Raw genomic sequence first — 17,428 nt, forward strand, 5'->3', positions numbered from 1 at the left:
ACAGGAAGACACAATGGCAGAACTCACGATCAGCCCGGACGAGATCCGTGACGCACTCAAGGACTTCGTCAAGGCGTACGAGCCCGGCAAGGCGTCCAAGACGGAGATCGGTCACGTCATCGACGCGGCAGACGGCATCGCGCACGTCGAGGGTCTCCCCGGCGTCATGGCCAACGAACTCATCACCTTCGCTGACGGCACGCTTGGCCTCGCGCAGAACCTCGATGAAGACGAGATCGGTGTCGTTGTGCTCGGTGAGTTCACCGGCATCGTGGAGGGCATGGAGGTCAGCCGCACCGGAGAGGTGCTGTCTGTTCCGGTAGGAGACGCCTTCCTCGGTCGCGTCGTCGACCCGCTCGGTGCCCCGATCGACGGTCTCGGCGAGATCGCCTCAGACACCCGTCGTGCCCTGGAGCTCCAGGCGCCTGGCGTCATGCAGCGCAAGAGCGTGCACGAGCCCATGCAGACCGGCATCAAGGCAATCGACGCCATGATCCCGATCGGCCGTGGCCAGCGCCAGCTGATCATCGGCGACCGCCAGACCGGCAAGACGGCCATCGCGATCGACACGATCATCAACCAGAAGGCGAACTGGGAATCAGGCGACGCGAAGAAGCAGGTTCGCTGCATCTACGTCGCCATCGGGCAGAAGGGTTCGACGATCGCGGCTGTTAAGGGCGCGCTCGAAGACGCTGGAGCCATGGAGTACACGACCATCGTCGCGGCGCCCGCCTCAGACCCCGCCGGTTTCAAGTACCTCGCGCCGTACACCGGCTCGGCCATCGGCCAGCAGTGGATGTACGACGGCAAGCACGTTCTGATCATCTTCGATGACCTGTCAAAGCAGGCAGAGGCCTACCGCGCTGTTTCACTGCTGCTGCGTCGCCCGCCGGGACGCGAGGCGTACCCCGGTGACGTGTTCTACCTGCACTCCCGTCTGCTGGAGCGTTGTGCCAAGCTCTCCGACGAGCTGGGCGCTGGTTCGATGACCGGTCTTCCGATCATTGAGACCAAGGCCAACGACGTTTCCGCGTACATCCCGACCAACGTGATCTCGATCACCGACGGCCAGATCTTCCTGCAGTCCGACCTGTTCAACGCCAACCAGCGCCCCGCTGTTGACGTGGGTATCTCGGTTTCGCGTGTTGGTGGCGATGCTCAGGTCAAGTCGATCAAGAAGGTATCGGGAACGCTCAAGCTCGAGCTCGCGCAGTACCGCTCGCTCGAAGCCTTCGCGATGTTCGCCTCTGACCTGGATGCCACGAGCCGCCGCCAGCTCGCTCGCGGCGCCCGTCTGACCGAACTTCTGCGCCAGCCGCAGTACTCGCCGATGCCCGTTGAGAAGCAGGTTGTCTCGATCTGGGCAGGCACCAACGGCAAGCTCGATGAGGTGCCGGTGGAGGACGTGCTGCGTTTCGAGACTGAACTGCACGACCACCTCGCACGCCACACGAAGGTTCTCGACACGCTTCGCGAGACCAACGTGCTCGATGACGCCACCGTAGCCGCGCTCGGTGACGCCGTTGACGAGTTCAAGCTTGGATTCCAGACGGGTGACGGCAAGTCGCTGTCTGGCCCGGGTTCAGAGCAGTTCGCCGAGATGCCCGACGAAGACATCAACCAGGAAAAGATCGTCAAGGGCAAGCGCTAACACCCGGCGATAACCACTCCACCTTTTACACACGAAACCAGGGACACACCACATGGGAGCGCAACTTCGGGTCTACCGGCAGAAGATCAAGTCTGCCCAGACGACCAAGAAGATCACTCGGGCCATGGAGCTCATCTCCGCTTCGCGCATTCAGAAAGCGCAGCAGCGGGTAGCAGCATCCGGGCCGTACTCTCGCGCCGTCACGCGGGCTGTGTCGGCCGTCGCCACCTTCTCGAACGTCGACCACCTGCTCACGACCGAGGCGGAGAACCCCACGCGTGCAGCTGTGGTGTTGTTCACCTCCGATCGTGGTCTTGCCGGCGCGTTCAGCTCGCAGATCATCCGCGAGATGGGCGAGCTTCGCACTCGCCTCGAGGGCGAAGGTAAAGAGGTCATCTTCTACCTGGTCGGTCGTAAGGCCGTCGCCAACTTCGCCTTCCGCAAGCGTGCATCAGAAGCGCAGTGGATCGGTGGAACTGACCAGCCCGTGTTCGAGACTGCACAGGAGATCGGCGAGGCCCTGGTGGCCAAGTTCGTGCAGCCGACGGAGGAGGGGGGAGTGGACGAGATCCACATCCTGTTCAACCGTTTCGTCAGCATGGTCACGCAGGTTCCCGAAGTTGTTCGCCTCCTGCCGCTCGAGGTTGTCGAGGGCGTCGAGAGTGCTGAGACCACCGAGTCGTTGCCGCTCTACGAGTTCGAACCCGAGGTCGACGATGTGCTGGATGCGCTGCTTCCGGTGTACATCGAGAGCCGCATCTTCAACGCGATGCTGCAGTCGGCCGCGTCGGAGCACGCAGCTCGTCAGAAGGCCATGAAGTCGGCCAGCGACAACGCAGACAAGCTCATCAAAGACTTCACCCGGCTGGCGAACAACGCTCGCCAGTCCGAGATCACGCAGCAGATTTCCGAGATCGTGGGCGGCGCAGACGCCCTGAGCTCGGCCAAGTAGTGAGAGAAAAGAGAAGCTATGACTATTACAGCTCCTGACACCACGTCAGACGCTCCGAAGCCGGCCGGCGTCGGTCGTATCGCCCGGGTCACCGGTCCGGTCGTCGACATCGAGTTTCCGCACGATTCGATTCCCGGCATCTACAACGCCCTGAAGACCACGATCACGGTCGGGGACGACTCCAACGTCATCACCCTCGAGGTTGCTCAGCACCTCGGTGACGACCTGGTCCGTGCCATCGCCCTGAACCCGACCGACGGACTCGTCCGCGGCCAGGAGGTGCGCGACACCGGTGAGCCGATCACGGTTCCCGTTGGTGACGTCACCAAGGGCAAGGTCTTCAATGTCATCGGCGAGGTTCTGAACGCCGACGCCGACGGCACGATCGGTGGCGAGAAGTTCGAGATCACCGAGCGCTGGCCGATCCACCGCAAGCCACCGCCCTTCGACCAGCTCGAGTCGAAGACCGAGCTCTTCGAGACCGGCATCAAGGTCATCGACCTTCTGACGCCGTACGTTCTCGGTGGAAAGATCGGCCTCTTCGGTGGTGCCGGTGTTGGAAAGACCGTCCTCATCCAGGAGATGATCCAGCGTGTTGCGCAGGATCACGGTGGAGTGTCGGTATTTGCCGGTGTTGGCGAGCGCACCCGTGAGGGCAACGACCTCATCGCCGAGATGGACGAAGCTGGCGTCTTCGAGAAGACCGCGCTTGTCTTCGGCCAGATGGATGAGCCGCCGGGAACGCGACTTCGCGTCGCCCTGTCAGCGCTGACCATGGCGGAGTACTTCCGCGATGTGCAGAACCAGGATGTGCTGCTCTTCATCGACAACATCTTCCGTTTCACGCAGGCAGGTTCCGAGGTGTCGACCCTTCTGGGCCGCATGCCGTCCGCCGTGGGTTACCAGCCGAACCTCGCCGACGAGATGGGTGTGCTCCAGGAGCGCATCACCTCGACCCGAGGTCGCTCGATCACGTCACTTCAGGCCATCTACGTGCCTGCCGATGACTACACCGACCCGGCTCCGGCAACCACATTCGCCCACCTGGATGCAACTACTGAGCTCAGCCGTGAAATCGCGTCGAAGGGTCTGTACCCGGCCGTCGACCCGCTCACGTCCACCAGCCGCATCCTCGACCCCCGCTACCTGGGTGCCGACCACTACCGCGTTGCGACCAGCGTGAAGGCGATTCTGCAGAAGAACAAGGAACTCCAGGAGATCATCGCGATCCTCGGTGTTGACGAGCTCTCTGAGGAAGACCGCATCACAGTGTCACGTGCGCGCCGCATCCAGCAGTTCCTCTCGCAGAACACCTACATGGCGAAGAAGTTCACCGGTGTTGAGGGCTCGACTGTGCCGCTGAAAGACACCATCGAGTCGTTCGACGCGATCGTCAAGGGCGAATTCGACCACGTTGCAGAGCAGGCGTTCTTCAACGTCGGTGGCATCAGCGATGTCGAAGAGCAGTGGGCGAAGATCCAGAAAGAGAACGGCTAATAATGGCCGAACTCGCGGTCAGCGTTGTCGCGGCCGACCACGAGGTGTGGTCGGGCAAGGCGAAGCAGATCATCGCGCGCACCACCGAGGGCGAGATCGGAATCCTGCCAGGCCACGAGCCTGTGCTGGCGATCCTTGCCCTGGGTGAGGTACGTGTAACGACTCTCGATGGCAACGTCATCACCGCCCAGGCGGACGATGGCTTCCTTTCGGTCGAGAACAACACCGTGACCGTCGTCGCGCGAAACGCCGGCCTGGTCTAGCCTGCGATGACCTCAGGGCGCTCATCATGCTGATCGCGATGGCTGGACTTCCCGGTTCCGGGAAGTCCACCATGGCGCAGGTGTTGGGCGCGCGCCTTCAGTTGCCTGTGATCTCGGTCGACCCGATCGAGGAGGCGATCCTGAAGGCGGGGATCGATATCGATCAGCCGACCGGACTGGCCGCGTACCTCGTTGCTGAAATGCACGCGGATACCACTCTCGCAGCCGGCCGCAGCGTCATCATCGACGCGGTGAACGCGGTCAATCCCGCGCGTGAGCAGTGGATCAACCTCGCGCTTCGGCGCAACGAACAACTCAGGTTCATCGAGGTGGTCTGCACCGACCCCGAGGTGCACCGCGAGCGAATCGAAAATCGCGAACGCCAGGTGCCACACCAGCAATTGACCTGGCACGCCGTCGAGCAAAGCCTCGAGGATTATGCCGAGTGGTCCGGGTCGAGCGCAGGAGTCGCACGCATCACCCTCGACTCCACGCTGCCGTTCGCTGGCAACCTCGAGCGCGCCTTGGCGTTCCTCGAGTCGTAGGTGCTGCTTCTTCTCCCACCATCTGAGACCAAGCGTGATGGTGGGCTGGATTCCACGGCGCTCGACCTCGGCGCGCTCAGTTTCGCGGCACTGACTTCCCAGCGGGTTCCCGTCGTCGCCGGGCTTCGCCGACTGTCGCGCTCCGTCGGCGGATCCATGACCGCGCTGTCGCTCGGCCCCACCCAGCGGTTCGAGATCGACCGCAACCGCGCCGTCGCCACCTCGCCGGTCATGCCGGCCGTGGAGCGCTACACCGGGGTGTTGTACGACGCCCTTGACGTTGCATCCCTGAGCGAGCCGGCGCGGGCGTTTGCGGGCGAACACCTGGTCATCCACTCTGCGTTGCTGGGTCTTGTGCGCGGCAGCGATCCGATCCCGGCGTACCGGCTGTCGCATGATTCCCGTCTGCCGGGACTGTCGCTGCGCCGGCATTGGCGCGAGGCGGTCACGGCTGTGCTTGCTGCCGAAGACGGGCTCGTTCTCGACCTGCGCTCCGATTCCTACATCGCCCTCGGGCCCACACCGTCGTCAGCCGTGCCGATTCGTGTCGTCTCGGAGGATGCCCGCGGCCGCCGCGTGGCGCTCAGTCACTTCAACAAGGCGGGCAAGGGGCGGTTCGCTCGTGCCGTCGTCGAGGCCGGTGTCGTTCATCCCGATCTCGACTCGCTGCTGGAGTGGGCCGCGACCCGGCAGATCCGGCTCGACCCCACCGAGACCGGCCTCGACCTCGTAGTGTGACCGAACCGGTCGTGTGACCGGCTAGGCGGCGCGCCAGCAGCCCGTGACGTGGTCGTCGACCATTCCCGACGACTGCATGAGCGCATACATCGTCGTGGGCCCAACAAACTTGAACCCGCGCCGCTGCAGCTCGGTGCTCATCGCTGTCGATTCCGGGGTGATCGCCGGGATCTCCGCCATCGAGGTGGGCCTGGCTTCGCGTGCTGGCGGCGCGAAACTCCACATCAGCTCGTCCAACGCGCCGGGAGCGGCTGTGCTGAGTTCGTGGGCGAGCCGTGCGTTGCCGATGGTGGCGAGCACTTTCGCCCGGTTTCGGATGATCCGTTCATCGCCCATGAGGCGCTCGATGTCCTCATCGCCGTAGCTGGCAACGAGTTGGGGATCGAAGCCGTCGAAGGCAGCGCGGAAGCCGGGTCGCCGCCGCAGGATCGTGATCCACGAAAGGCCGGCCTGGAACGCTTCGAGGCTCAACTTCTCGAAGAGAGCCTGGTCGCCGTGAAGCTGGTGACCCCACTCCTCATCGTGATAGCGCTGGTACTCGGGGTCGGAGCCGACCCAGCGGCAACGGGATACCCCGTCAGCGCCGGTGAGCACGCTGTGAGTCGTCTCCCGGTCTGCATCCTGCTGGGTATCGGCCATCAGCGGTGCGCGATGCCTTCATGATCGAGCAGCCATGCTTTGGTGGCGATTCCCTCGCCAGCGCTGAAACCGGTGATGCGGCCGTTCGCCGCGAGCACCCGGTGGCACGGCACGATGATGGGGACGGGATTGGCGCCGACCGCACCACCGACCGCCCTGCCGGCACCAGCCCGGCCAGTGGCGCTGCCGAGGAAGCCGTACGAGACGACGGCGCCGAAGGGGAGCCGGGCAAGCTCCGCCCAGATCGTCTTCTGGAATTCCGTGCCGGCGACCGCCACGGGCACATCGAAATCGGTGCGCGTGCCCGAGAAGTATTCGGCCAGCTGGCTAACGGCGGTGTCCAGCACGGGAGCTGTCTTCTCGGGGAGGTCGTCACACGGCAGCGAACCTTCATTCTCGATGGCGAGCGACGTGATCGACGTCCCGTCGCTCTGAAGCTCGATCCGGCCGAGTGGAGAATCGGTGCGGCGAATAAATGCGGGAGCTGCTGTGGTCATGACACGACTGTAGCTGTGACATCCTGTGCCCTTCTGGCGCATTTCAGACATCGGTGTGGAACCGCTGATGCTGGGGACGGTGGAGGATAGGAGGATGGCTGCTATCGAATTTCGCGCACTGGGTCTCAACGGCCCCCAGGTCTCGACCATCGGGTTGGGCTGCAACAACTTTGGCCGGACAGGCACTGCCACCGAGGGCCAGAAGGGCACCGATGCCCTCATCTCCGAGGCGGTCGAACTGGGGGTGACCCTGCTCGATACGGCGGACATGTACGGCGGAGCGCCGGGTGTGAGTGAGACGCTCATGGGTGTGGCGCTCAAGGGCAAACGCGACAGCGTGTTCCTCGCCACGAAGTTCGGTCACGACAGCTTTGACATGGGAATCGCGCCGGGGGAGCGGAAGGGGTCGCGTGCCTACATCCGGGAGGCGCTTGACGGCTCGCTCAGGCGCCTTCAGACGGATCGGGTGGATCTTTACCAGATGCACACGCCAGACCCGCATACGCCGATCGAGGAGACCATCGCCGCTCTCGACGAACTCGTGGACGAAGGCAGGGTCATCCACTACGGTCATTCGAACTTCACGGCGAACCAGATCGATGCCGCGGCCAGCGCCGGTGGCAGGTTCGTTTCAGCGCAGAACGAATACAGTCTCCTGGCCAGGGGCATCGAGGATGACGTGCTGCCGGCCATCAATCGCCATGACCTCGGCCTCCTGCCGTACTTTCCGCTTCAGAACGGTTTGCTCACCGGCAAGTTCACCCGCACCGAGCGGCCTGCCGATTCGCGGATCATGCGCCAGCGTCCGCACATAGCCGATAACGCGCCATGGGATGCCCTCGAGGCGTACGACGCATTCTGCGTGGCGACCGGGATCTCGATGCTCGAAGCGACCTTTGGATGGCTGCTGGCGCAGCCGGGTCTATCGAGCGTGATTGCTGGGACAACCCGGCCCGAGCAGCTCAGGCAGAACGCGTCAGCTGCGACGGCGTGGGTGCCCTCAGCGGCACAGGTCGCAGAGATTTCTGCAATTTTCGCCTGACCGACGCTACAAGTCGCCGTTTGAGCGTGGCTGAATGTTGATGCTCTCGTTGAGCTCGGTGACCTCGGCGTTGAGAGCGTCGAGTTGCGCGACGAGGTCGTCGTACTGGGTGACCCTGTCGGCGATGGACGTGTAGAGAGCGTCGAGCTCCGCCTGTCGCGTCACCAGCGCATCCCGTTCGGCGTCGAACTGTTTTTGGGTGAAATGCCCGCCCTCATCGGCCAGCGTGTTGAAGGTGGTGATGTCGGAATTGAGCGTGTCATAGCCGGTGTTGTACGACGTGTAGTCGCCGTCGATGCTTGTCTTCAGCGCGGTGATCTGGTCGAGGATGTCAGCGATCGCGGCCTGACGTTCGGTGAAGACGGCGTCAGAGGTGATGTGCAGTTGCACGACGGCTTCGCGGTGGGAAAAGAACGTCGCGTAATACTTCTCGAGCTCGGGGCTGATGTCAGAGAACTCCGTGCCGACGATGGAATGCAACTCGTTCACTCGTTCGCCCGGCTCTGCCGTGGCGTAGTACTCCATGGTCGTCGCAAATGCTGCGTTGTCGGCTCGCTTGGTAGCTTCGGCTTCGAGCAGCGGGGTGATTACCTCCCGGTCGGCATCCGACATCCGGTCCCAGGCAGCGTGCAGCATCTCGTGGGCGGCGACAACCTCCTCGATTCCGTCGAGTCGGTCGTCCGTCACATCGAACAGGAAGATCTTTCGGTCGCCGTGTACGTAGCATCCGAGGATGCCGACGTCCTCCAGGTGGCTCGCACAGTGCCGGTCGAATGATGATGTCGATTCGATGGAGGGGCGGCTCGCATAAAACAGGAACCGTCCCTCGTCCGTCATCGTCACGCGATCGGCATATGCGGCGAGGGTCGCCGTCGGTTCGAATTGCCAGACAGTGAATTGGTCGCTCACCCGCTGCTGGTGAGTCAGCACCCAGACCCCGGCCGCACCGAGCGCGATGACCAGAATTGCGCCAAGCGCGGCCGCGATGATTCGTCCGAAACCGGGTCGAGCCCGCACCAGCTGCTCAGGCAGGGGGGCGGGCTCGATGAATGTCACGGCAGAGACTCTATCCCGAGCGTTGCCGAATGAGGACTACGGCTGCAGCACTACCTGCAATTCAAGGCCGATTGTGACATTGTCGCCGAGGGTGAGGCCGCCCGCCTCCGTGGCGGCATTCCAGCTGACGCCGTAGTCGTGGCGGTTGATCACGGTCGACGCGGTCGCGCCGGCCTTCGTCTGGCCGTAGCCGTCGGTGACGATTCCCCCGAATTCGCCCTTCAAAACCTCTGACTTCGTGACACCGCGAAGGGTGAGATCGCCGGTGATGGTGAATTCGTCGCCGGAGGTCTCGATTGACGTCGAGGTGAAGGTCATGGTCGGGAACTCGTCTGCCAGGAAGAAGTCGCTCGTGCGCAGGTGGGCGTCGCGGTCTTTCTGGTTGGTGTCGACAGAAGCGATTTCGACGGTTGCGTCGATCGTGGTGTCTGCGGGGTTCTCAGCGGTCACGATGGTCGCGTCGAAGGTCTTGAACGAGCCGCGCACCTTGCTGATCATGAGGTGCTTCACCGAGAAGGAGATCTCGGAGTGGGTCGGATCGAGCTTCCAGGTTCCCGCGATGTAACCGGGGTGAATGTCAGTTGAAGTAGTCATAACTTCATGCAAGCGCATATATCTCGAGATAATTCCCAAAATCCATGACGTGTCATATTTTTTTTGGGATGCTGCAACGACAGCCCCTCAGTGCCGCATCAGTGTCCCGTCAGCGGACCCATCAGCTTTGCGGCGACTGATGCCCGGCCCGTCACGCGCTCCTCGGCGTCGGCCACGGTCATGGCGAGCAGGCCGGCGTTGGCGCCCAGGAACCGCAGGGGTTCGGGCTCCCACGACGGCGACCGATGGTTGACCCACGGAAGCTTCGTGAGAGCAGATTCCGTCGCGGTCATCAGGTCGGCCAGAGTGCGTCCGGCGAGGTTCGTGGTGCTCAGGCCGTCACCGACGTAACCACCTGCCCAGGCGACACCCCGCGCCGCGTCGTAGCTGGCAGTCGCGTGCCAGTCCCTCGCGACCCCGAGTGGGCCACCCCAGCGATGAGTGACCGGCACGTCGCCGATGACGGGGAACATTTCACCGAGCGTCCGGCGCAGGTGGTCGAAGACGGCGGGCGCACGGTCGTACTGGGGGCGGATTGCGCTGCCCCAGTGGTACCTGGCTCCGCGTCCACCGAAGGCGAAACGGTTGTCTGCCGTGCGCTGTCCGTAGACGAGAAGGTGCCTGAAGTCGGTGAAGGTCTGCCCGTGCTCGATGCCGATCTCGCGCCAGGTGGCATCCGGCAGCGGCTCGGTGGCGATCATGAGTGAGTACAGGGGCAGGACGCTGCGACGGGTGGCCGGCAGGGTGGCACCGTAGCCTTCGGTCGCGACAACCAGTTTGTCCGAGCGCACCGTGCCGTGGGTCGTGGTGACGGTGTGGGCGGCATAGTCGAGCACTTCGGTGCTCTCATAGATTCTCACTCCGCGAGTTTCGAGCGCCCGGGCGAGCCCTCGCACAAGTTTGCCCGGATGCAGCCTGGCGCAGGCAGGGTCGAAAGTGGCGCCGAGCGCCCCCGCCGCCTTCACCTTCTGCTGTCCCCACAATTCGATGCTGTCCACGCCGAAACTGCGAGCCTCCGCCACCTCGGCCCTGGCGGCAGCAAGCTGCACCTTTGACCGCGCAAACGACACCGTGCCGCCCCTCACGAAGTCGATATCCAGCCCAATGGATGCCGCGACCCGTCCAACCTCGTCCACGGAGCCGATCATCGCCCGCCGCATCGCCAGGGCCGCATCCCGGCCGTGAGCGCGCTCGAGTGATGCGGTGGAGCGTGGGAACAGCGCGCTGCACCAGCCGCCGTTTCGGCCAGAGGCACCAAACCCGACGATGTCCTTCTCGATCACAGCAATCGACAGGGAGGGGTCTCGTTCGAGCAGGTACCAGGCGGTCCACAGGCCGGTCAGCCCACCACCCACGATGGCAACGTCAACGTCAACGTCGCCACCGAGCGGTGGACGTGGGGTCAGGTCGTCCGGCACGGTGTCGTGCCAGAAGCTCAGTCCGCGATAGTCGGTCACGCGAGACCGCGACTCAGAGCCGCGACCACGCCTCCGTCAGCACGGAGCGCAGGATGGCCTCGATCTCGTCAAACTCGGCCGGCCCAATCGTGAGTGGTGGAGCCAACTGGATGACGGGGTCGCCTCGGTCGTCGGCGCGGCAGTACAGGCCGGCGTCGTAGAGAGCCTTCGACAGGAATCCGCGGAGCAGGCGCTCAGCCTCGTCGTCGTCGAAGGTCGTCTTGGTCGCCTTGTCTTTGACGAGCTCAATACCGAAGAAGTAACCGGCACCGCGCACGTTGCCCACGATCGGCAGGTCGAGCAGCTTCTCGAGGGTCTTCCTGAAGATCGGCGAGTTCTCGCGAACGTGCTCGTTGAGCTTCTCCTCCTCGAAGATGTCGAGGTTGGCAAGTGCCACGGCGGAGGAGACGGGATGACCGCCGAAGGTGTACCCGTGGTAAAACGCCGTGGTGCCGTGCTTGAACGGCTCATAGATGCGGTCGGAGATGATCGTCGCGCCGATGGGGGAGTACCCGCTGGTCATCCCCTTCGCGCAGGTGATCATGTCTGGCACATAGCCGTACTCGTCGCACGCGAACATGTGTCCGATGCGGCCGAAGGCGCAGATCACCTCGTCGCTGACCAGCAGTACGTCGTACTGGTCACAGATCTCGCGAACACGCTGGAAGTAGCCGGGCGGGGGCGGGAAGCATCCGCCCGAGTTCTGAACAGGCTCGAGGAACACCGCGGCCACCGTCTCCGGCCCTTCGAAGAGGATCATCTCTTCGATGCGGTTGGCCGCCCACACGCCGAATTCCGCTTCAACGTCGGTGGCGGCGGCGGATGCAACGAAGCCCATCTCTTCCGCACGATAGAAGTTGGTGTTCGGCACGCGGAAGCCTCCGGGCACGATGGGTTCGAACATCTCTTTCATCGCCGGGATTCCGGTGATGGCCAGGGCGCCCTGCGGCGTGCCGTGATAGGCCACTGCCCGCGAGATCACCTTGTGCTTGGTCGGTCGACCCTGCAGCTTCCAGTAATACTTGGCGAGCTTGAACGCGGTTTCTACCGCCTCGCCGCCACCCGTGGAGAAGAACACGCGGTTCAGGTCTCCTGGTGCGTAGTCGGCGAGGCGGTCGGCGAGCTCGATGGCATTCGGATGCGCGTACGACCAGATCGGGAAGAAGGCGAGCTCTTCGGCCTGCTTCGCAGCGACCTCGGCAAGGCGCTTGCGGCCGTGACCCGCGTTGACAACGAAGAGCCCACTCAGCCCATCGATGTACTTCTTGCCCTTGGAGTCCCAGATGTGGTGGCCCTCACCCTTGGTGATGATGGGTACGCCGTGGCCATCCTCCAGAACCGACTGTCGGGAGAAGTGCATCCAGAGGTGGTCTTTTGCCTTCTGCTGGAGGTCGGCATCGTTCCAGGTTTGCGTTGCGGTGGTGTCTGCGATGGTCATTCTGTTTACCTTGTTCCCCAGTTATAGAACTGTTTTTGTAGTTTGAGGTACACGAAAGTTTCGGTGGACTGCACGCCCTCTATGGAGCGGATCTGCTTGTTGAGCAGGTCGATCAGGTCGTCGTCGTTCTCGCACACGACCTCGGCGAGAATGTCGAAACTGCCCGCGGTCAGTACGACGTAGTCGACGGCGGCCATGGCGCTCAGCCTCTCTGACACGACTGTCGTGTCGCCGCTCACGCGTACGCCGATCATCGCCTGACGGTAGAAACCCAGTTGCATGGGGTCGGTGACAGCGACGACCTGCATGACGCCGGAATCGGTGAGCTTCTGAACGCGTTGGCGCACGGCGGCTTCGCTGAGCCCCACGGCTTTGCCTATTTCGGCGTAGGAGCGTCGGCCGTCTGCCTGCAATTGCTCGATGATGCCCTTCGACACCTCGTCAAGCTGCAGCGGACGGGATCCGGGCTGGCGCGGTGAAGGAGTCATGCATTGATTCTGCCAGTGGAAGGACGCCCTGACAAGCGATTCCGAATCAAGTTCCCGCCCAAATCAACGAAATCGGTAGTGAAACGGTCTAGATACTGCGCTAATCGCTTGGGTAAGTTAGATGCATGGCTATCCACGAAATTCGAAATTTTATCAATGGCGAGTATGTATCGGCGAGGGCCGACTCCAGTTTCGACGTGATAGACCCGGCGACCGAGCAGACGTACGCGTCATCACCGGTGTCTGGCGCAGCCGATGTCGACTCGGCGTACAGCGCGGCCTCAGCAGCGTTTGAGGGCTGGGGGGAATCCACGCCCGCCGAGCGCCAACTCGCACTTTTCCGCATCGCGGACGCCATGGAGGCTCGCGCTGAAGATTTTGCTGACGCCGAATCGAAAGACACCGGAAAGCCGCGGGGCAGCCTGGTCGAAGACGAGATCATGCTCTCGGTCGATCAGATCCGGTTCTTCGCGGGTGAGGCGCGTCATCTCTCCGGCATGGCGACCGGCGAGTACATGAAAGACCACACGTCGTCGATCAGGCGGGAGCCCATCGGGGTCGTCGGGCAGGTCACGCCGTGGAACTACCCACTCAACATGGCCGTCTGGAAGTTCGCCCCTGCTCTGGCTGCCGGGAACACGACGGTGCTCAAGCCGAGCGATACGACGCCGTCGTCCACTCTTCTTCTCGCCGAGATTGCAGCGGAGTTCCTCCCCAAGGGCGTGTTCAACGTCATCACCGGCGACCGCACGACAGGCGGTCTCATGATCGATCATCGTGCTCCGCAGATGGTGTCGATCACCGGTTCGGTGCGTGCCGGCATGGAGGTTGCCAAGGCGGCCGCGAACGACCTCAAGCGCGTACACCTCGAGCTCGGTGGCAAGGCCCCGGTCATCGTCTTCGACGACGCCGACATCGAATCTGCCGTCGAAGGCATAGCGACTGCGGGATATTTCAACGCCGGCCAGGATTGCACTGCAGCCACGCGAGTGCTGGTGCAGGCGGGCATTCACGACGAATTTGTCGCAGCGCTCGCAGCGTATGCGCGGGAGAACGCGAAGACCGGTGCGCCGGATGCCGAGGGAATCCTGTTCGGCCCTGTCAACAATGCACAGCAGCTCGAGCGCGTTTCGAGCATCGTCGACTCACTGCCAGACAATGCCACGATCGAGCTCGGCGGCGCACGCCAGGGCACCACCGGCTACTTCTACGAAGCGACCATCGTCTCAGGGCTCAACCAGAGCGATGACGCCATCCAGAACGAGATTTTCGGCCCGGTCATCACCGTGCAGAAGTTCACGGACGAAAAGGAGGCCCTGCAGTGGGCCAACGACGTGCAGTACGGCCTGGCATCGAGCGTGTGGACCCGCGATCACTCACGCGCGATGCGGTTTGCCAAGTACCTCGACTTCGGTTGCGTCTGGATCAACACCCACATTCCGCTGGTCGCAGAGATGCCCCACGGAGGGTTCAAGCACTCCGGCTACGGCAAGGATCTCTCAAGCTACGGCTTCGAGGACTACACGAGGATCAAGCACGTAATGAGCTACATCGGTGGTTAGCCCATAAAGTAGGCGCATGGCCGGGGAACTCGAAGACACGAGCACAACGCCATCCCGCCGCAGGACCACCAACGTCGGTGTGCCGTTTGATGACGCCCTCGATGAGTTGGCGGACACCGTGATGACCTCGAGCCGGGCAGTGGTCGACCTTGTAGAGCCGGCACACTCGGTGGTGTCGCGTGAGGATGTCGAGGCGGCAATCGGCCTGGCTCAGGCCGAATTGCCCCGGCCCACCGGCTTTTACAGCTTCCAAATAGGTGCGTGGTCCAGCCCGGTCATGCTCGACAGGCCCGCCAGAGTGGGCAGGGAGCCGTCGGCGCCGAGAATTGCCACGGGCGTGGCGCCCGCACTGATTCGGGTCGACTCACCGAGCAACGAGGTATCCGGGACTCATCTTGAAGTGCGTCAGGTCGGCTCTTCGGTTGTCGTCACCGACCTGCGATCCACCAACGGATCTGTGGTCATGCAGCCGGGCAGCATTCCCCGAAAATTGCGTCAGGGTGAGTCACTGGTCATCTCACCGGGCGCGCTGGTGGATATTGGGGACAAGAACATTCTCGAGATCCTTCCGATGCAGCGCCTCGGCTAATCAACTCAGAAAGGCAGCCGTGACTGAAATCGGCCCGAATAATGAAGGCTTCGCCGTGCCCTTACCGGGTCGGCCGGAGGGTGCTCTGCGCCTCGCGTGGGCGTCTGCGACCGACGTTGGCCACCGTCGCCAGGTGAACGAGGACAGCTATGTCGCGCGTTTCCCCGTCTTCGCGGTTGCCGACGGCATGGGCGGTCATTCGGCCGGAGACCTCGCCAGTGCGGCCGTCGTCAACAGGCTCGCCGAGGTCGCAGAGACCGAAGATGCAGGCTTGCTGGAGCCGCGATCCATCGAAGAAGCGCTCCACCTGGCGACCGAAGACATCGCGACGATCGCCGGAGACAGCGAACTCGGGGTAGGAACGACCGTGACCGGAGCGGTCCTGACCGTTCAGGATGACCACCTCTACTTCGCCGTATTCAACATCGGCGACAGCCGCGTGTATAGGTTCGAGGCGAACGATCTCGCCCAGGTCACCACCGACCATTCGGTCGTGCAGGAACTGGTCGAATCCGGCGCCCTCACGAGGGAGGAAGCGGAGAGCCACCCCGACAGCAACATCATCACTCGGGCCGTCGGTTTCAGCGCGCGACCATACCCCGATTTCTGGATGGTGCCAGTGCGTGGGGGGCTTCGGCTGCTGATTTGTTCCGACGGCCTGACCAAGGAAGTCAGCGACGAGCGACTCAGGATGCACATGGGAGCAGGGTTGAGTCCCTATGAGACCGCGGGGGCTCTCATCGACGCGGCTCTTGCATCCGGCGGTCGAGACAACGTCACGGCAGTCGTCGTAGACGTTCTCGAGGCGCCCGATGAGGTCGACATCGACGACACTGCACCTCGCGCTCATCGCTTGTAGCACTTTCGGGCGCTACTCGGAATGGGGGTTCGCCACGCGCCCCCCGTTCGGGGGTTGTAGCGCCTTATTGGGGTATGAACCTGCCTACAATTGGGCATCGGACCCGAATCCAGGAGGTGATCGTGGCGCGTAGATTGCCGTCCTCGCCTCCCATCCTGCCCGGATTCTCACATATTCACGTGCTGGGTTCCGGTGGTTTCGCCGACGTATTCCTGTATGAGCAGAACATGCCGCGCCGTCAGGTTGCGGTAAAGGTGATGCTCAGCGAGATCGTGAATGATCAGGTCAGGCAGATGTTCCAGGCCGAAGCGAACCTGATGGCGCAGCTCAGCGCGCACCCCTCGATTCTGACCGTCTACCAGGCGAGTGTGTCGTCCGACGGCAGACCGTACCTTGTCATGGAACTGTGCTCGTCGTCATTGAGCCAGCGATACCGCACCGAGCGACTGCCAGTAGCCGAGGTGTTGCGCATCGCGGTGAAGATAGGCAGTGCCCTCGAAACCGCGAACCGCGCCGGAGTGCTGCACCGCGACATCAAGCCGTCCAATATTCTCACCACGGCATATGGCAATCCAGTGTTGTCTGACTTTGGCATCGCAGCGACCCTCGGTGAGTCTGAGAGCTTCGAGGCGGTCGGAATGTCGATTCCGTGGTCCGCCCCCGAGGTGCTCATGGATGAGACGGCTGGCACCGTCCAGTCCGAGGTCTGGGCGTTCGCCGCAACGACCTACTCGCTGCTTGCTGGCCGCTCACCGTTCGAAATCCCGGGCGGGTCGAACAAGTCGACAGACCTCATCTCTCGAATCAACCGCGCAAAGCCACAACCGATTGGCCGCGGTGATGTGCCAGCGAGTCTCGAGCGCGCCCTCATTCGAGGCATGTCACGCAAGCCGGAAGCGCGTCAGAGCTCGGTCATCGAGCTGGTGCATGAACTGCAGGCGATTGAGTCCGAGATGGGCCTGGCGCAAACGGCAGTCGAATCAGTGATCGATGAGTGGGCTCTCGCAACCGTCTCGGATCTGGAGGATCGCACCAGGGTCCGTGGCGGTGCATCGCCGGCAGCGTCGATATCTGAGCGAAGGCGCCGACGCCGGGGAACTGACGACAGTGCCCCCTATGCCGGCGTCGACACCATGGCGCGCGATTCCCGCTCGAGTCCGAGAGTCACGGGAACCGGTGCGGCCGGTCGACCACGGCCGACGCGTGGGCTGATGTGGGCTGCTGTCGCCACTGCGACGGTGCTCGTGCTCGGGCTCATCATTGCTCTCGCCGTGCTCTTCACTGCGACGGGGAAAAGCACAGTGCCGACAGTCTCGAATATCCAGGCGACCGTGGTCGGCGGCACCGTGACATTCAGCTGGCAGGATCCGGGCATCAACGATGCTGACTCCTATCGAATCGTCACAGCCGACGGCCAGTCGAGCATTCAACGCAGCCCCGAATTCACCTATGACTCGGATCCAGGCGAGCGAGTCTGCATTACGGTGACCGTCAATCGCGAAGGCAAGGATGGCCCGGCCAGCGGCGAGAAGTGTGTAGACATCCCAGCATGATGAGCGAC

At 63.1% G+C, this 17,428-nt stretch carries 18 protein-coding genes; 11 read left to right on the top strand and 7 right to left on the bottom strand.

The window, feature by feature from the left end; translation table 11 throughout:
- Positions 1–13: 13 nt before the first annotated feature.
- From atpA to QMG83_RS05570, 6 genes are read left to right on the top strand one after another with little or no spacing between them, the layout of a single operon-like run.
- Complete coding sequence (gene atpA, locus QMG83_RS05545; RefSeq protein WP_283504332.1) at positions 14–1,651, top strand: F0F1 ATP synthase subunit alpha; 1,638 nt, start codon at positions 14–16, stop codon at positions 1,649–1,651.
- 52 nt (positions 1,652–1,703) lie between these two features.
- Positions 1,704–2,603, top strand: coding sequence for a F0F1 ATP synthase subunit gamma (locus QMG83_RS05550; RefSeq protein ID WP_283504333.1), 900 nt, complete (start codon positions 1,704–1,706; stop codon positions 2,601–2,603).
- A gap of 18 nt (positions 2,604–2,621) precedes the next feature.
- The gene (atpD, locus tag QMG83_RS05555) at positions 2,622–4,100 is read left to right on the top strand and encodes a F0F1 ATP synthase subunit beta (RefSeq protein ID WP_283504334.1); all 1,479 of its coding nucleotides are present in this window, start codon (positions 2,622–2,624) and stop codon (positions 4,098–4,100) included.
- Positions 4,101–4,102: 2 nt separating this feature from the next.
- On the top strand, positions 4,103–4,363 hold the full coding sequence (locus tag QMG83_RS05560) for a F0F1 ATP synthase subunit epsilon (RefSeq protein ID WP_283504335.1): 261 nt from the start codon (positions 4,103–4,105) through the stop codon (positions 4,361–4,363).
- A 38-nt stretch (positions 4,364–4,401) separates the two neighbouring features.
- Positions 4,402–4,908: a P-loop nucleotide/nucleoside kinase family protein gene (locus QMG83_RS05565; RefSeq protein WP_283504336.1), complete on the top strand. Its 507-nt coding sequence runs from the start codon at positions 4,402–4,404 to the stop codon at positions 4,906–4,908.
- Positions 4,909–5,646 (top strand): YaaA family protein, encoded by a 738-nt coding sequence (locus QMG83_RS05570; RefSeq protein ID WP_283504337.1) that lies wholly within the window; start codon positions 4,909–4,911, stop codon positions 5,644–5,646.
- A 21-nt stretch (positions 5,647–5,667) separates the two neighbouring features.
- Here the strand turns inward: QMG83_RS05570 and QMG83_RS05575 are convergent, their stop codons facing one another.
- Together QMG83_RS05575 and QMG83_RS05580 are read right to left on the bottom strand one after the other, a co-directional pair.
- Entirely contained in the window at positions 5,668–6,285 is a 618-nt protein-coding gene (locus QMG83_RS05575; RefSeq protein ID WP_283504338.1) for a DNA-3-methyladenine glycosylase I, read from the bottom strand.
- Positions 6,285–6,782 carry a methylated-DNA--[protein]-cysteine S-methyltransferase gene (locus QMG83_RS05580; protein WP_283504339.1) on the bottom strand — a complete coding sequence of 166 codons (498 nt, stop codon included), beginning with the start codon at positions 6,780–6,782 and terminating at the stop codon, positions 6,285–6,287. Before QMG83_RS05580 ends, QMG83_RS05575 begins: the two co-directional genes overlap by 1 nt.
- 94 nt (positions 6,783–6,876) lie before the next feature.
- On the opposite strand from QMG83_RS05580, the gene QMG83_RS05585 reads away from it, so the two are divergent.
- Positions 6,877–7,824, top strand: a complete 948-nt coding sequence (locus tag QMG83_RS05585; protein ID WP_283504340.1) for an aldo/keto reductase — start codon at positions 6,877–6,879, stop codon at positions 7,822–7,824.
- A gap of 6 nt (positions 7,825–7,830) precedes the next feature.
- Here QMG83_RS05585 and QMG83_RS05590 read toward each other — a convergent pair whose 3' ends face one another.
- From QMG83_RS05590 to QMG83_RS05610, 5 genes are all read right to left on the bottom strand, one after another.
- Positions 7,831–8,880, bottom strand: coding sequence for a hypothetical protein (locus QMG83_RS05590; protein WP_283504341.1), 1,050 nt, complete (start codon positions 8,878–8,880; stop codon positions 7,831–7,833).
- Between the two features lie 36 nt (positions 8,881–8,916).
- Entirely contained in the window at positions 8,917–9,474 is a 558-nt protein-coding gene (locus QMG83_RS05595) for a YceI family protein (protein ID WP_283504342.1), read from the bottom strand.
- A gap of 98 nt (positions 9,475–9,572) precedes the next feature.
- Positions 9,573–10,931 carry an NAD(P)/FAD-dependent oxidoreductase gene (locus QMG83_RS05600; RefSeq protein WP_283504343.1) on the bottom strand — a complete coding sequence of 453 codons (1,359 nt, stop codon included), beginning with the start codon at positions 10,929–10,931 and terminating at the stop codon, positions 9,573–9,575.
- Between the two features lie 13 nt (positions 10,932–10,944).
- Positions 10,945–12,369 (bottom strand): aspartate aminotransferase family protein, encoded by a 1,425-nt coding sequence (locus QMG83_RS05605; RefSeq protein WP_283504344.1) that lies wholly within the window; start codon positions 12,367–12,369, stop codon positions 10,945–10,947.
- 5 nt (positions 12,370–12,374) lie between these two features.
- Entirely contained in the window at positions 12,375–12,857 is a 483-nt protein-coding gene (locus QMG83_RS05610; protein ID WP_283504345.1) for an Lrp/AsnC family transcriptional regulator, read from the bottom strand.
- Positions 12,858–12,982: 125 nt separating this feature from the next.
- Between QMG83_RS05610 and QMG83_RS05615 the strand changes: the two genes are divergently transcribed.
- From QMG83_RS05615 to QMG83_RS05630, 4 genes are all read left to right on the top strand, one after another.
- Complete coding sequence (locus QMG83_RS05615) at positions 12,983–14,419, top strand: gamma-aminobutyraldehyde dehydrogenase (protein ID WP_283504346.1); 1,437 nt, start codon at positions 12,983–12,985, stop codon at positions 14,417–14,419.
- A 16-nt stretch (positions 14,420–14,435) separates the two neighbouring features.
- Positions 14,436–15,008 (top strand): FHA domain-containing protein, encoded by a 573-nt coding sequence (locus QMG83_RS05620; protein WP_283504347.1) that lies wholly within the window; start codon positions 14,436–14,438, stop codon positions 15,006–15,008.
- Positions 15,009–15,027: 19 nt separating this feature from the next.
- A complete protein-coding gene (locus tag QMG83_RS05625) occupies positions 15,028–15,867 on the top strand; it encodes a PP2C family protein-serine/threonine phosphatase (RefSeq protein WP_283504348.1) in 840 nt (279 codons plus the stop codon).
- A gap of 122 nt (positions 15,868–15,989) precedes the next feature.
- Positions 15,990–17,420: a serine/threonine-protein kinase gene (locus QMG83_RS05630; RefSeq protein WP_283504349.1), complete on the top strand. Its 1,431-nt coding sequence runs from the start codon at positions 15,990–15,992 to the stop codon at positions 17,418–17,420.
- The last annotated feature ends 8 nt before the right edge of the window (positions 17,421–17,428 follow it).

The sequence above is a fragment of the Salinibacterium sp. G-O1 genome (genome assembly GCF_030063305.1).
Lineage (GTDB): Bacteria > Actinomycetota > Actinomycetes > Actinomycetales > Microbacteriaceae > Rhodoglobus.